Consider the following 15158-nt stretch of genomic DNA (forward strand, 5'->3'; position numbering starts at 1 on the left):
ATCTCTGATCCCTTCCTTTTCGGTCTTTTCTACATCATTACCCGAATTGGTCGGTTGTTTAAAACACGAGTTCATTCTATATAGATAACAAAGATTTCTTCCCCTCTTTATTTTTAACGTACAAAAAAACCTCCACTTACAGCGAAGAGGTCAGTGGAGTAACATTTAATAGTATGGTAGGTTGTTGATAAAAAATAAATTGTACAGATTACCTTAGCGTATAAAATTAATTAATAAATTATCTTGGCTAAAAAGTTCAAACACTTGCTGCAAAAGGGTTTACGCATTGATTTTCCTTATCTCTCACTCTCTAAAAATCATAAAAATCTCGGAACCTACGCCCCATTGGCTGGGTTCCTTTTTTTCATGACAAGTTAGCCCGAACAAATCGGCCTTCACACAACCTTCACTCCTTCACAGCTCGCCACCTCGTCAACAACTGCTCACGACGCTGAGCGGCAACATCAAACCGATACGTAACCAACAAATTCTCCAGCTTCACATGAGAGAGCAGAGGATGAACTGGAATGTCGGGAAGTACAGGGAGAGAGAAGGCGGCATTCATGTAATCGGTTTGTGCTTCTTTGGACAGGACGAAATCGACCAACTTTTTGGCTGCTGTCGTGTTGTTCCCGCTTTTCAGGATGGACACAGCTCCGATCTCCCAACCGGCCTGGGGCGGAATAAAGGAGTGGATGTCATAGCCTGAGTTCGTAAAGCGAAGCTGATCGCCCAGAAAGCATACGACTGCGGCGACATCGCCTACGGCAAGCCGTTGGGCCGAAGTAATTCCGGCGAATGTGGTCGATGAGCTTTGCTTCTTCAAAGCTTGCATCAATTGAATGGCCGCATCTTCTCCACGCTCCTGTGCAAGAGAGGCCAACAGCGTATAGCCGGTGCCGGAGGTTTCAGGGTCCGGAATTTCGATTTTGCCCTTTAACTCAGGCAGGAGTAAATCCTCATACCGCTGCGGCAGCGGTAATGAGGCCAGCTTAGGATCGCGCTGCCATATTTGTTGATTGACACCGATCGCAAGTGCTCCCATATACATGCCCGTCCAATAGCCCTCTTTATTTTTATACTGCAGCGGGATGTTATCGCTCTTCGGGGAGAAGTAGCTTACGGATTTGCCGCTGTTTCTTAATTGCTCGTGGAGGTCAGCGGGTCCACCCAGCACAACATCAATTCCGCTTTTGTTCATGGTCAGCAGATGATAGCTGGCTTCCCCGCTGGACATGCGAATGATTTCATACGCTTGCTCGGTCTGCTTTTTGAACTTTTCCAACAGAATCCGGCCTTCATCCTCCTGAAAAATAACATAAACTTTGAGCGGCTGGTTATTGGGGCTGCCCGAGTACAACGTATAGATAATGATCACGCTTGCCAGAAGCATCAAGAATACAAGGCCTTTTTTCCACATCCCAACCGCCTCCTCCACATACATAAGCAAAAAAGGAAAACGGTTGTTTTCCTTTCATAGCTCTTATTTCTAACTCTTAATTTAATCTATTTCAATTGCTGATTTTAATCAAATGAATTTTATTGGCTGAGGCATGTATTTTTACGATTCCCTGATAAGAGGTCTGACCAATGTCATATACATCGACAATCCACTCTTTACCGTCATCACCAGAAAGGAAATACCGCTCCTTTTCACCGAGAAACATGGAATAGGTGACGACGACTCCATCCATAATAAATTCCCCTGCATCGGGTCCGTTGATACGCATCGACTCCGGTCGGACACTTAATAGCACATTCTCCCCAACCGTAAGCTGTTCATTGGTTTGAACGGTAACGATATCATTTTTTTTGCCGTATTTGACAGTCGCCTGATCACCCTCGAGTTGCAAAACGACCGCATCGACAAAGTTAGTCGTTCCAATAAAATCGGCTACATATTGGGTGCGAGGCTTGTAATAGATTTCATGAGGGGTGCCGTACTGATCGATCGCCCCTTTATTAAACACAACGATATGATCCGACATCGATAAGGCTTCCACCTGATCATGGGTCACATAGATGACCGTTAAGCCTAGATCGAGCTGAATATTTCTCAATTCGACCCGTACCTCTTCACGCAGCTTGGCGTCCAAATTACTGAGCGGCTCATCCAGTAAAATAATCGGAGAGTCCATGACGAGTGCGCGGGCCATAGCGACACGCTGCTGCTGTCCACCGGACATTTGATGCGGGTAGCGTTCCTCCAGTCCGGTCAGCTTCACTTTGGCTAATGCGGATTTCACCCGATCCTGGATTTCACCTTCAGGGCGCTTTTGAACATCCAAGCCGTAGGCTACATTATCAAATACGGTCATATGAGGAAACAGCGCGTATTCCTGGAATACCATGGGAGTTCCTCGTTTATAAGGAGGCAAATCGTTCATCAGCTTCCCATCGATCCAGATTTCCCCTTCATCGACCGTATAGAAGCCCGCGATCGAACGCAGCAGGGTTGTTTTTCCGCAGCCGCTCGGACCCAGGAAAGTAATGAATTTGCCTCGTTCAATCTGCAAGTTAATATTTTTCAAAACGTGATTGACGCCGAACACTTTATTCACGTTTTTGAGATCAAGTAATATTTCTGTACCCATTATTCCCACTCCCAGCCTCTAGAAATCAAATATCTTCACTTTAGAACGGAAAATCAATTTAATGATACCAAGCGTACCCAATGTTGCGCCCATCAGTCCCACAGCAACTGCGGCAGCCCAATAATAGGTGCCTGTCTCTGCATAATTGAAAATGGACACAGCCGCAACGACCCATTGAGGTGTAATTAAAAAGACAATGGTACTTAAGGTGTTCATGTTTTTCATAAACGCATAAACGAAATTCGCGACGATCGTTTTTTGCAGCATCGGAAATACGATTGTTGTTAGTGTTTTTCGGCTGTCAGCGCCAAGATTCATCGATGCTTCTTCAATGGATTTATCCACCTGCTTGAAGGAAGCACTGAGACCACGATAACCAACAGGCATCTGCTTGAGCAGCATCGCTACGATAATTAAGACAGCAGACCCTTGCAAAATAATTGGTCCGGAGCTGAAGGCTACGATCAATGCGAGTCCTACGAAGGTACCCGGTAAAGCGATAGGCAGCACAGCCGTGAAATCCAGCAATTTTTTGCCTGGGAAAGGCTTGCGTACTACCACATACGCTAATACGAGCCCAAACGCCACAGCAAGAAGGGAGCTGATTAAGGAGAGCACCAAGCTGTTAAGCACCGCAGGACTGGAAGTGCTGAACACAACCTTCATCATATGATCCAGTGTGAATGTATTGTCTCGGCCAAAGTTTTTTGTGAAAGCGAACAAGATCGTAATGGCGAACATCGCAATAATGAAAATGGACATCAAAGTATTAAATGAAAAGAGCATGATATCGGTTTTTTTGGAGGTGGTCACCCGATTCAGGCCGGAAACAGGTTTACCTGTAATGGTCGAATAGGAGCCTTTGGACAACAGTTTGTTTTGAATAACGAAAACAAGCAGGGCAGGAATGACCAAGATGATCCCCATAACCGAAGCGAGTCCGGGTTGGTTATTAATGATTTCACCATAAATTTCAACAGCCAGCAGGGAATAGTTGCCCCCAATCAGCTTCGGATTACCAAAATCGGCAAAACAGTTAATGGCTACAAGCAAGAAGGCATTGATAACACCCGGAAGCGCAAGCTTAAAGGTAATCGAGCGAAACAGCTTAAAGCCTCGTGCGCCCAGGTTTTGTGCAGCAACCTCCAGGTTCGGTGAGATCGAACGCAGGACGCCGGTTATTGTCATATACGCAAGCGGGAAATAGGAGATGGTTTGAACAATCCATAGTCCAGGTAACCCGTATAAGTCAAGCTCAACATTAAACCATAATTTCAAATATTGGGACACCATGCCGCCTCTGCCGAACAACAGCAGAAAAGCTAGACCGCTCATAACGGAAGGAGCCAGCAGCGGTAAGAAGGCAATAAAGCGGAAAAACTTTTTACCTTTGATGTTGCTGTAGTTAATCGCATAAGCATAAATGAAACCGAATATCGTTGCCGTGATTGCGGATAGCGAGGAGCTAACTATCGTATTCATCAGTGCTGTGCCGTAACGGCCTTTGCTAAAAAAAGTGATCCAGTCTTCGCCACTAGGAATAAAAACGACAAACACGAGTGGATAGACAACAAATAAAAGTAGAATGATAAAGCTGATCAATACAAGCATGAGTGAAGAGGGATCCCTGACGAGCCGGCCTATCGACTCCCCGATGCCTTTTTTTTCTTTCATCATAGGGGGAGAGCTACCACCTTTCTGAATCTTCCAATGGAGACATAGCAAGACATTGGCCGTCCTGCTATGCCGCAATGGTTCAACTTATTTCAAATCCTTTAATGCATCCTGCAATACTTTTCTTTGCTCGGCTGCTGTCCACAAGCTGTACGATTTATTGTATTTGGTCGTTTTGATATCGACGCCGCCTGGTGGAACGGGAACGCCTGGCTTCACGGAGACGGAATAGGCAGATTCTGTGTATATTTTGCCTGGTTCAGCAGTTAACATATAATCCATCAGCTTTTTGGCTGCTGCCGTGTTAGGGCCATTTTTGACAATAGCTAATCCGCCTACTTCATAGCCAGCTGCTTCCGGTACGATGCTAATAATCGGATTGCCTTGATTTTTCACTTTGATTTGGTCGCCGAGGAACGTAATCCCGATGGTATATTCGCCTTTACCGGCCTTTTGAATCGGTTCGATACCGGATTTCGGTCTTTCCTTCAGGTTCGGCAGCAGTTGAGTCATGTATTTCAGCATTTCATCCTTGCCCCATACTTGAGCGAGCGATGCAACAGCTGTGTAGGAAGTACCGGAAGTAGCCGGATCGGACATCCCGATCTCACCTTTATATTTAGGATCTAACAGATCTTTAAAGGTTTCCGGATAAGCGGCTGTTCCGTATTTTTCTTTCCAACGTTGAGTATTAATACCGATTGCAATTGGATTTAAATAAAATCCAGTCCATGCGCCTTCTTTATCCTTCATGTTATCTGGAATATCCGAGGCATTCGGAGAGATGTAGTTTTCCAATGCGCCAGCTTTTTTCAATACCTCATGGGAATCTGCGGGACCACCCATCAGGAAGTCAGCTTGCGGCTTACCCATTTCATTTTGTACTCTTGAAACCGCTTCACCACTTGGCAAACGTAAAATGTCATAGTCGATTCCAGTATCCGCTTTAAACTTATCCATGATTTTACGTGCTTCTTCCTCTTGGAAAATCGAATATACGGTTACTTTGCCTTGAGCCTTGCCGCCAAACACGCCGGATTTGTACATAAAGAACCCCGCTATAAGCACAATTACAATTACTGATAAAACTATGACAGGTGTATTATTTTTCTTTCTAGCCATTCCATCCATCATCCCTTCAAATTGTTATGAGGCATCGTTCAATTTGAAATAGGCTCTTTGGTTGGTCTCATCCAACAGGTCGAATACCACAATGTAAGCGTTATTGTATCGGTCCAGATGTAGCCAATGCTGCTTGGACTTGGAGTCATCTGTGAGCCGTACAACATAGTGGGCGTCAGGCCGCTCTGCCAGGTAATCAAAATGGCTGAAGTCGATGACGCGGATAGCCGAACGCATTTTGACGGTAAGCGCTTCCCGTTGGGCACTTGTTAGCAGGGTAAGCTCACCTTGCTGCAAAGAGAACACATCGTTACGAGTATCGTCCATAGCGGCTCCAATGGTATCTGAAGTCAGCGTTTTATCGATGAGCGTACTTTGCAGCTTGCGAATTTCGGCACTGACATTGAGTGAATTGACTGATTCATCACCGAAACGGAAGGCGTTGGTCTCGACTTGAAAAGGAATGTCCTCCTGATCCAGATATGCCATCGAGCCTGTAAGCAGCAGCCGTGGAGATTTAGCTGGATTTTGCTGCTTGCCGACGGACAATAGTCCTGAGAAGGTATTGGATAATTTCAGAAGCTCCTTTGGGTCATCAATCGAGATGGTGCCAAGGCCTGGGTAGGTGATATTGACGCGCATGGGAACTCCGGCTACCTTGTCGCGGTCATCCTGCTGAGGCGGAACGATGCGAACTTCATCCACAGGGATGCGAAAGGTATAGGCACACACGGCTATCAATATGCAGCCAACAACAACCTGTAGTAAGATGAGGCGAAACCATGAAAGCCCTTTCTTTTCCTCTGGCATTTACTTTACGCTCCTTTTATCTCAAAAAAATTGTAGGTTTGTATCAATTTTGTAACAACCTTTCACCAGAAAAGTCCCTTATTAAATTGCAGCTGTACTTCAGTCCCGACACCTGTCCGGCTGTTTATCACGATATTGCCGCCCTGCAGCTCCATTAATTGTTTGCATAGCGGCAAGCCGAGTCCATGAGATTGAGCCGATATAATCCGGTCCTGCTTATGCTCGGACGGTACAAATAAGGTGAGCCTGTCCTGCTCGGAGATTCCTTTGCCGTTATCAACAATGCGAACACAGCCTTGTCCCTCATAATCCTCCAGCAAAATATCCAGATGTGTGCATTCGCTATGCTTAATCGCATTGTCAATCACATTGAACAGCACTTGCTGGGTCCGTTCCGGGTCCAGATACACATCGCATGGCGCTATATGCAGGGTTGTCGTAATGGATGACTTGTGCAGGGTTGGCTCCAGAATTCGCAGACTGTCGGTGATCACGGTTGCCAGATCCATGAGCTGCAGCTTCACACGCCATGCCTCTTCCCCTTTGAGTGAGGTTTGCAGCAGCTCCTCGACCATGTTCAGCAGACGGCCGCTTTCCTTGCGGATGTACACATTGCAATTGCGGATATCGTCCTTCTGATCCATGTGTGCGATCAAATCGGAGAAGCCGATGATGGAGGTGAGTGGTGTTTTCAATTCGTGGGTCATATTGTCGTAAAACGTTTTTTGCTTACTTTGCTCGTAGTGCAGCATCTCGATATGGTGCTGTAAGGAATCGGACATGTGGTTAAAGTCTTTAGCCAGCTCCCTGACTTCATCCTTGCTGTTCACGACAATTTTTTTGCTGAAATCACCGACAGATACAAGCTTGAGCGCTTGCTTCAAATCGTGCAGCGGCTTCATCAGGATAGAAAAGAAGGAGTAGCTTGCCAGTAACGATAAGAGCAGGCATCCCAAAGCTACACCAATAAACCAATATCTCATTTCATCAAGTGTTTGGACGTGCTGATTCAGATCAAGCAAGTACCGAAATCCGCCGACAATTTTACCCTCATACATAAACGGGGCCGAATAAATTAAATACTGCGTATCCTCAGATTCCGTAATCACGGTAGCCTTTTGCCCTGTCAAAGCGGTCTCAATATCATCACGTTTAAGCAAATTTTCTTTGTCGCCGCTATTGCCAACGATCGTCTCGTCCAAAGCAAACAGCTGGACCTGAAAGTTGCTGTTAGCAGCCAGATGTGAAGCAATAAGCGGCGCATAGGTTCCGGAGAACAGCTGCTCGATGCTGATTCTTTTATCATTGACAATTTTTAACGCTTCGATGCGGTGCAAGGTGTTGTATTGGCTCAAGGTGCGGATATCGCGTTCAATCATGCTTTTGCTAATTGTATAATTTACGATAAAATACATGGCGGTAAGCAGCATAATAATGGTCACGGTATGTTGGAGAAACAGCTTATTTCGCAGTCCCATGGCTTATACCTCCAGCTTATAGCCGGTACCGTGTACAGTTGCGACTAAATGGTCATAGGGCTTCATCTTTTCCCGCAGCCGATTCACCATCATATCGACGGAGCGTGTCTGTCCATAAAATTCAAAGCCCCATACCTGATCCAGAATTTGCTCACGCGTAAATACGGCTTTGGGATGGCTGCATAACAGCCACATAAAATCAAACTCCTTGCTGGTCGTTTTGATGAGGGTGCCGCCGACCTTTAAAGAACGCTCCCGCTTGTCGATCTCGATCTTGTCTACCTGGATAGTTTCAGGGGTTGAGCTCGTGGTGTTCATTCGCCGGATAACTGCCCGGATGCGTACAATCAGCTCCCTTGTTTCAAAGGGCTTCGTTAAATAGTCGTCCGCTCCCAGCTGAAAGCCGAGTATTTTATCGTTCATCTCATTTTTGGCACTGAGTACAATAACGGGAATCGTTTTGTAGTGCTGCTGGAGCGTTTGGAGGAGTTCAAAGCCGGAGCGATCGGGCAGCATCAGATCGAGCAGGATCAGATCCGTGTGTTGAGCCGCCAATGTGTCCATGCCAGCTGCCGCCGATCCGGCCACCGTCGTTTGAAAGCCTTCAACCTCAAGACTGAGCTTGAGCAGCATTTGAATACTGGGATCGTCCTCGATAATTAATATATTCATAGTTAAACACCTTCCAAACCTCTTAGTATGAAAATACAGCAAGCGTCGATTCCAAGCATAGGGTAAGGTCGATTATCTAGTATGCACGACCCGGATTATATTATAATATCAGAATTTAAAAATTTTCAGCAGAGCTGAATATTCTGATATTGCAAGAAAAGCTACATTTAAAACACGGATGTATCTTCCTCGAATAGGCTTCGATCAGAAGTTTTTCTTATAACTTAACGCTACCTTGCCAAAAAGTAAATGGAGCCTTTCATGGGGTTGCAATATACAGCCAAACTGTATATAGTATAACTATACATTTGAACTATATACAGTCGCGTTGAGTAAAAGGAGGGGAACCATGAGTAGAGACAAACATTTACCACTGACGGAAACCGTTTATTATATTCTTCTGTCCTTGATCGAACCGGCTCATGGATATTTGATTTTGCAAAAGGTGGAGGAGCTCAGCAGCGGACAGGTAAGAATGGCGGCGGGGACACTTTACGGAGCTATTGAAAACTTGTTGAAGCTGAAATTTATACAGCCCGTTACCAGTGAGGACAGCCGGCGCAAGGTTTATGCGATCACAGAGCTGGGACAGGAAATCCTGCGTCTCGACTTTGAAAGAATGAATCACATGATTGAGGTTACGAAACTTACCTTGAGATGAGAAATGAGGGAAATCGTGATGAGAAAATTCAAGTTTTTTATTAATTTTGACAAGGAAGAAGAGTGGCTGAATGAAATGGCGAGGCAAGGCTATATATTCACAGGGAAATCATTCGGGTATAAGTTTCAACCAGCCAAGCCCGAACATGCAGCGATAAAAATGGATTACCGCACCTTTAAGAAAACAGAGGATTTTGAAGATTACCGCGCACTATTTGAAGACAGCGGCTGGAAGCATATCGCCGGAACGAAAAGCTCCGGCGCTCAATATTTTAAAAATTCAGGCGCTCACGGAAGCGAGGATATTTTCTCGGACACCGATTCCAAAGCAGCAAGATATAAAAGAATTTCAGAAATATGGGTCTCAACGGCTACTGCCTTAATCCCACTGTTCGTTGTACTGACGACTACTGACTCGATTGATGTGAAGGCTTTTTTGAACCCGAAATTATTGTATTATACACAAGGATTATGGGAGAAAAGCGGAGCGATTTTTTGGCAGGCCTTTCTTTTTGAAACACCGTTTGCCTTATTCAGAGGGTTTTTCTGGATGCTGATTCCGGTTATGATCCTTGTATGTTTTATCCTGGCCTATAAAGCGAATAAGCTGTACAAGGAATCACAAGAAGGTCATTATACAAAATAAGTTTTACAAACTAAGTTCTACAAATGCCTTTGGGCGACTTCATTTTTGACCGTAATATCAAAGCCCGACATGCTTCCGCTAAAAGGTGTTTCGACATCCCCGACCCATTTTTTGAAGGTTACTGTTATGGAGCTTTTATTATGGGCGGCCATGTGAAGAGTTTGATCACCTAGCACATCCAATTGCTCAAGGAAAGCGTTGTTCGGAAACGGTTCTTTTCGAATCATGACAGAAAAATCGACACTCTGTCCATGGTTAATAAACGTTAAGGTACAGCTGCCATTCAGCCACTGCTCTTCTCTTTTGAAGCTGCAGCTGCTGCCTTGCTTGTCATACTCCAATGTATAAATTCCTTTTGCAAACACGGTTTGATAGCCGATAACCAGGTTTGCTGGCAGCCATAATAGTGCGATGATAGCCGCGAGCACTATTATACGCGGATGCTTGTATAAGGACGATCTCAGTAAAAACAAGCCGGTAAATGCAATCAGCAAAAGTAAAATACTAAAATAATTAATACCGGAATGGCCATTTGACCATGTAGGCAAGCCTACCGCTGTTAACCATTGTTCGCCTAATGGGGTTGCGTCAGGATATGTCCAGGATAAGACCAGTGTGAGTATGATTAAGCTTACAGCAGCGATTAAACGATTGCGAGAATGCATGGAATCAATCCCTTCCATTCTATTTTCCTTATTGTACCATAGGGAAATTACCATTCCAGCCTTTCCTGATTTATAATCAAAGTGATCGATCATGCAAATAGCAGGGAGTGATAGCTATGAATCCAAAAGAAATTGCCGCTCAGCAGGCTGTCCAATTCATTGAAGAGGGAATGATTGTAGGACTCGGAACAGGATCTACTGCCTATTGGGCGATTCAACAGATAGGGCAGCGAGTACAAGCAGGACTGCATATCCGTGCGGTGGCAAGCTCACAAAGCTCAGAGGATCTGGCCAGACAAGCTGGTATTCCGATGGTCGAATTTTCCGAAATCACAAGTATTGATCTGACCATAGACGGGGCCGATGAGGTTGACGATCAGCTGAATTTGATCAAGGGTGGTGGAGGTGCGCTGCTGCGGGAAAAAATCATCGCTTTCCATAGCAAAAGGTTTATTGTCATCGTGGACGAATCGAAGCGGGTGCAGCATCTGGGACGGTTTTCGCTGCCTGTCGAGATCGTGCCATTTGCCTCCAATCTAACGATTAACCGTCTCACAGAACTGGACTGCAAACCGCAGCTGCGTCTGGATAACGGCAAGGAATTTGTGACCGATAATGGCAACTGGATCGTGGACTGCAAATTTGAGAAAATCCTGCTGCCGCAAGAGCTGGGAACCCAAATTCATTCGATACCGGGAGTTGTGGAGCATGGACTTTTTGTCCAAATGGCAAGCTCGGTTGTTGTTGGCTATAAGGACGGATCAACGAAGATACTGTCCAATTGATGGGGCTTGTAGGACAGTCTGGCGAAGTGAAGGTTCTTCGCCAAGATTTGTCCTCAAAAGCGCAAGTATATGATACAATGAGAACCATTATACATGCAGTATGGAGGAAGCAGTATGCCCTCGCGATATTCTTTTTTTATCAAGCTTATGACATTTACTACCTTGATCAGCACCATTCCGCTCCTATTTCTCGGTATCTATTCATTCTTCCAATCGACTTCCACGGTTCAAACTAAAGTTAACGAAGCCAACGTGTTCATCCTGCAGCAGTCGCAAAGCCGCGTCGAGCAAATTCTCAAAGTTATTGAGCAAGTATCAGGCCGTTTCGCAGAAACGCCTTTGGTTGTCAATTCTGTATCGAGACGTATGGAAATTGAAGACTTTCAGGATGTGGATTTGCTCGTTAAAGGACTTCTTAGTGTTCAAACCTATGAGCTTGGTGTTAAAGACATCGAGCTGCATAGTCTTCAGAACGGCTGGTATATCAAGGATAGCGGTTTTTACTTTGGAACGGATACAGCGAAGATACCCGTTTCTTTGAATGCTGCCAATAATTCCCGTTGGATGCCGGAGCAGAGTCCAACTTTTGCCGGCTTGAAGCTGGTGAAGGCCATTCCTGCCACGGCTGCTGAGCCAAAGGGTTATTTGTCCGTCCGTGTATCCAATACGGAGCTTGCCAAGCTGCTCACGCAGGGCTTTTCAACTCGGGAAACGATGATTCTGGACGATAAAATGAATATTATTATACACAGCAATGTGCAGAGGATCGGCCAAAGCGTTGCATCCGAGCCCTGGCTGCAGGAGCTCAAAAACACGGATCAGACGCATGGCTATATCAACAGCACTTCACAGGGAGTTTCGTACAGTGTTATCTATAACCAGTCTCGCTATAACAACTGGACGTATGTGTCGATCATTCCTTTGGAGGAAGCGAAGAAGGAGTCCGCCTCGATCGGTTGGGCAACGTTGACAGCTGTTGTGCTGCTGCTGCTTTTTACCGGACTGCTGTCTTATTGGGGCTCCAGACGCATGTATTTTCCAGTGCGCAGTCTGATGGAATTTACGATGCGTCACAGCAAGCCTACGAGTGGAGGCGCTGCGGTTAAGGATGAATTGCAATGGATTGGTACGCAGTTTGCATCCTTGCATCAGTCCAATGAACAGCTGGAGGGGCAAATGAAGATCCAATCCGCACAGCTGATCGATTATTTTATGTTGAAAATGTTTCAGGGCGAGTTGTATCGCAGCGAGCTGGAGGACAAAGCAGCCAAGTTTCAATTCCCGGTCTGGCGCCGTTATGCGGTGCTGGTTCTGCAAATCGATACACTTGCGCAAACCCGCTACAATGCGAATGAACAGGATTTGCTCCTGTTTGCCATTAATAATATGGCGTCCGAGCTGATTCCGCCACCGCAGCGAATTCATGCGATGCCGATTGGTAATTATCAGGTGACACTTGTCGGTAGTGATGCCGACAATCAGAGCGAGCTGTTAAGTGAGCTGGGCAGTCTGGCCGAGTCGGTTCAGCGGGCTGCTGCTGAATATTTGGAGCTGAAGGTCAGTATCGGGATCAGCAGGCCGTATGAGCTGCTCTACACAACGTCGCAAGCCTTTCTGGAAGCGAAGGAAGCTCTTCAATACCGGATTCGTCTTGGAGAAAAGGCAATTCTGTATCTGGATGATCTGAAGCCGCAGCAGGAGTCACGTCATTATTATCCGCATCATTTGGTATCCGAGCTTACGCAGGCAATCTCCTTTCTCGATAAGGACAAGGCCGGAGAGCTTCTCCAGCAGTTCATACAGGATGTACTTCGAGTCGAAACCGATCCTCACTTGTACCGGATGTCGTTCGCGATGCTGCTGACCGATCTCGCCCGAATGCTCTACGATATGGGGGATACCGGAGAGCTGTTCTCTCAGGATCACCGCAATGAGTACGAGCAGCTGTTCAGTCTGAGGACGCCGCAGGAAATTGAAGACTGGTTCAAGACCCAGATCATTTATCCTATGATGGAACTGACCCGCAAGCGGCATGAATCATCAGGCAAAAGCATTTCCCGCTCGGTAATGGATCTGGTACAGGAGCATTATGACAGTGATCTGACGCTTGAGCAGTGTGCGCTGCGTCTGAATTACAGTACCCACTATATTCGCCGGATGTTCCGCAAGGAAACCGGAATGAACTACAGCGACTATTTGGCCGGGTATCGACATGATATGGCCAAGAGCTGGCTGAGTGGAACCGATATGAAAATCACGGAAGTCGCTGAGCGACTGCAATATACGAATGCACAAAACTTCATCCGGCAGTTCCGTAAGCTGGAAGGGATGACGCCGGGACAATATCGGGAACAGAAAATGAGTGAGCTGTAAACGCATCGTAGAGGAGCCAGGTTATGTATACCCGGAGCTCCTTTATGCTGCGTTTAAATCCATTAAGCAAAGCAGGTTATCCAGTATGAACCATAACGAACCGTCTAAATATCGTTTCAGTGAAGCACCTATTTGGGAGCTGCAGCGAGCTTATTATGAGGAACAAGGAATTCGTGCCTGGCAGAGTGAAGAAGTTCCGCAGTACATCACGAGTAATCCGATGATTGCGACTGCATATGCGGAAATCATCTTCGGTTTTCTTCAGGATAGAGCCAGATTAGGCCTTACATCCGCACCCGTTACGATTGTGGAGCTTGGAGCAGGCTCGGGTCGATTAGCCTGTCAGGTTCTTAAGGAGTTATGTGAGCTTAAGGATTATGCAGGCCTCCCGCTGCCTCCTTTTCGTTATGTCATGACGGACTTAGCTATCCGCAATATTTCGTATTGGCAGCAGCATGAGAGCTTGGCTCCCTATGTCGAGCAGGGGATATTGGATTTTGCTCAATTCGATGCGGTGACGGGCACAGAGCTGCATTTGACGCAATCAGGCGAGCGTATAGGACCTGCTGAATTGGAGCAGCCGCTGCTGATTATCGCGAATTATTTTTTTGACAGTATCCCGCAGGAACTGCTGTATGTGGATGAGGGCCGCATATTTGAATGTGACGTTGCGCTGCATGTCCCGAATGGAGCCACCAAGCAAACTCCGTCGGATGTGCTAGGAACCATCATTCCTGAGTACCATTATCGCAGAGCGGCTGAATACGAACAGGATTCGTACCCTTACCGCAGCCTTATAGAGCTGTACACGGACAAGCTGGAGGATTCGCACGTTCTGCTTCCGGTAGTGGGACTGGCCTGTTTGGAACGCCTTGGGCAATTGTCGCGAGCAGGCTTTTGTCTGCTCACCGCAGATAAGGGAGATCATCGATTGGAAAGCTGGGAATTTGCCGAACCTCCCAAGCTGATTCATCATGGCAGCTTCTCTTTGGAGGCCAACTACCATGCTATTCAATATGTTTGTGAGCACATGGGTGCGTTAACCTTATTCACGACGCATCAATATAACAATTTAAATGTGGGCTGCATCCTTATGCTTCAGGAACCGATCAATTATGCCCATACCCGTCTCGCATATCGGCGGTTTGTAGATCGCTTTGGACCGGATGATTTTTTTAGTCTCAAAGCCTGGTTTGAGGAGCAAACGTCTGTCATGGAGTTGCCGCAGCTGCATGCCTTCTGGAGATTAAGTGGTTACGATGCTCAGTTGTTCCTTCATAGCGCTGAGCGCATCGAGGAGCTGCTGCCCACATGCAGTGAGCAAGCAATGAAAGATATTTGTCATGGTCTGCATACGATGTGGAAGAGCTACTACCCCATGGAGGAGAAACCGGATTTAGCTTTAGCTTGCGGTAGGCTGCTGGTTCAAATGGATTTGTTCGAGGATGCGTTGGTCTTCTTTGAACGATCACGTTATGTAGATGATGCAGATTCTCATATCCTATACACGATGGCGCTTTGCTATTATGAGGTAGGCAAAGAAGCTGCTGCAAGAAATTATGCCTATAGAGCTACAGCCTTGGAGCCTGATCATGAAGGAGCTTTGGCGCTACTGGATCTATTGTAGGTCGGCGCTAGCCTCCAAGGACCGATTATCAGATGCGGCAGGAAGATCCCTG

General features: G+C 46.3%; 13 protein-coding genes. 5 read left to right on the forward strand and 8 right to left on the reverse strand.

Annotated features, from left to right (window positions below; translation table 11 throughout):
* Nucleotides 1-406 precede the first annotated feature (406 nt).
* From BK127_RS27235 to BK127_RS27265, 7 genes are all read right to left on the reverse strand, one after another.
* Nucleotides 407-1420, reverse strand: coding sequence for an extracellular solute-binding protein (locus tag BK127_RS27235; RefSeq protein ID WP_076234974.1), 1014 nt, complete (start codon nt 1418-1420; stop codon nt 407-409).
* Nucleotides 1421-1511: 91 nt separating this feature from the next.
* Nucleotides 1512-2594 (reverse strand): ABC transporter ATP-binding protein, encoded by a 1083-nt coding sequence (locus tag BK127_RS27240; protein WP_076234976.1) that lies wholly within the window; start codon nt 2592-2594, stop codon nt 1512-1514.
* 18 nt (nt 2595-2612) lie between these two features.
* The gene (locus BK127_RS27245; protein WP_076235172.1) at nt 2613-4268 is read right to left on the reverse strand and encodes an ABC transporter permease; all 1656 of its coding nucleotides are present in this window, start codon (nt 4266-4268) and stop codon (nt 2613-2615) included.
* A gap of 87 nt (nt 4269-4355) precedes the next feature.
* Complete coding sequence (locus tag BK127_RS27250) at nt 4356-5390, reverse strand: ABC transporter substrate-binding protein (protein ID WP_179097620.1); 1035 nt, start codon at nt 5388-5390, stop codon at nt 4356-4358.
* Between the two features lie 24 nt (nt 5391-5414).
* Nucleotides 5415-6200: a DUF3919 family protein gene (locus BK127_RS27255; RefSeq protein ID WP_076234980.1), complete on the reverse strand. Its 786-nt coding sequence runs from the start codon at nt 6198-6200 to the stop codon at nt 5415-5417.
* Nucleotides 6201-6262: 62 nt separating this feature from the next.
* On the reverse strand, nt 6263-7678 hold the full coding sequence (locus tag BK127_RS27260) for a HAMP domain-containing sensor histidine kinase (protein WP_076234982.1): 1416 nt from the start codon (nt 7676-7678) through the stop codon (nt 6263-6265).
* Nucleotides 7679-7681: 3 nt separating this feature from the next.
* Nucleotides 7682-8350, reverse strand: coding sequence for a response regulator transcription factor (locus BK127_RS27265; RefSeq protein ID WP_076234984.1), 669 nt, complete (start codon nt 8348-8350; stop codon nt 7682-7684).
* Between the two features lie 349 nt (nt 8351-8699).
* Between BK127_RS27265 and BK127_RS27270 the strand changes: the two genes are divergently transcribed.
* Together BK127_RS27270 and BK127_RS27275 are read left to right on the forward strand one after the other, a co-directional pair.
* Nucleotides 8700-9011, forward strand: a complete 312-nt coding sequence (locus BK127_RS27270; protein ID WP_076234986.1) for a PadR family transcriptional regulator — start codon at nt 8700-8702, stop codon at nt 9009-9011.
* An 18-nt stretch (nt 9012-9029) separates the two neighbouring features.
* On the forward strand, nt 9030-9656 hold the full coding sequence (locus BK127_RS27275) for a DUF2812 domain-containing protein (protein ID WP_076234989.1): 627 nt from the start codon (nt 9030-9032) through the stop codon (nt 9654-9656).
* Between the two features lie 17 nt (nt 9657-9673).
* On the opposite strand, the gene BK127_RS27280 is transcribed toward BK127_RS27275, so the two are convergent.
* Entirely contained in the window at nt 9674-10321 is a 648-nt protein-coding gene (locus tag BK127_RS27280) for a hypothetical protein (protein ID WP_179097621.1), read from the reverse strand.
* Nucleotides 10322-10437: 116 nt separating this feature from the next.
* Between BK127_RS27280 and rpiA the strand changes: the two genes are divergently transcribed.
* The 3 genes from rpiA to BK127_RS27295 all read left to right on the forward strand — a co-directional run bounded on the left by rpiA (nt 10438) and on the right by BK127_RS27295 (nt 15106).
* Nucleotides 10438-11106, forward strand: a complete 669-nt coding sequence (rpiA, locus tag BK127_RS27285) for a ribose-5-phosphate isomerase RpiA (RefSeq protein ID WP_076234994.1) — start codon at nt 10438-10440, stop codon at nt 11104-11106.
* A gap of 114 nt (nt 11107-11220) precedes the next feature.
* Nucleotides 11221-13479: a helix-turn-helix domain-containing protein gene (locus BK127_RS27290; RefSeq protein WP_076234997.1), complete on the forward strand. Its 2259-nt coding sequence runs from the start codon at nt 11221-11223 to the stop codon at nt 13477-13479.
* 85 nt (nt 13480-13564) lie between these two features.
* A complete protein-coding gene (locus BK127_RS27295) occupies nt 13565-15106 on the forward strand; it encodes an SAM-dependent methyltransferase (protein ID WP_076235174.1) in 1542 nt (513 codons plus the stop codon).
* Nucleotides 15107-15158 lie beyond the last annotated feature (52 nt).

This window comes from Paenibacillus sp. FSL H7-0331 (assembly GCF_001956045.1).

Coding starts and splice junctions, on each gene's coding strand:
- BK127_RS27235 (WP_076234974.1), bottom strand. CDS start 1,420: ATGTGGAAAAAAGGCCTTGTATTCTTGATGCTTCTGGCAAGCGTGATC.
- BK127_RS27240 (WP_076234976.1), bottom strand. CDS start 2,594: ATGGGTACAGAAATATTACTTGATCTCAAAAACGTGAATAAAGTGTTC.
- BK127_RS27245 (WP_076235172.1), bottom strand. CDS start 4,268: ATGAAAGAAAAAAAAGGCATCGGGGAGTCGATAGGCCGGCTCGTCAGG.
- BK127_RS27250 (WP_179097620.1), bottom strand. CDS start 5,390: ATGGCTAGAAAGAAAAATAATACACCTGTCATAGTTTTATCAGTAATT.
- BK127_RS27255 (WP_076234980.1), bottom strand. CDS start 6,200: ATGCCAGAGGAAAAGAAAGGGCTTTCATGGTTTCGCCTCATCTTACTA.
- BK127_RS27260 (WP_076234982.1), bottom strand. CDS start 7,678: ATGGGACTGCGAAATAAGCTGTTTCTCCAACATACCGTGACCATTATT.
- BK127_RS27265 (WP_076234984.1), bottom strand. CDS start 8,350: ATGAATATATTAATTATCGAGGACGATCCCAGTATTCAAATGCTGCTC.
- BK127_RS27270 (WP_076234986.1), top strand. CDS start 8,700: ATGAGTAGAGACAAACATTTACCACTGACGGAAACCGTTTATTATATT.
- BK127_RS27275 (WP_076234989.1), top strand. CDS start 9,030: ATGAGAAAATTCAAGTTTTTTATTAATTTTGACAAGGAAGAAGAGTGG.
- BK127_RS27280 (WP_179097621.1), bottom strand. CDS start 10,321: ATGCATTCTCGCAATCGTTTAATCGCTGCTGTAAGCTTAATCATACTC.
- rpiA (WP_076234994.1), top strand. CDS start 10,438: ATGAATCCAAAAGAAATTGCCGCTCAGCAGGCTGTCCAATTCATTGAA.
- BK127_RS27290 (WP_076234997.1), top strand. CDS start 11,221: ATGCCCTCGCGATATTCTTTTTTTATCAAGCTTATGACATTTACTACC.
- BK127_RS27295 (WP_076235174.1), top strand. CDS start 13,565: ATGAACCATAACGAACCGTCTAAATATCGTTTCAGTGAAGCACCTATT.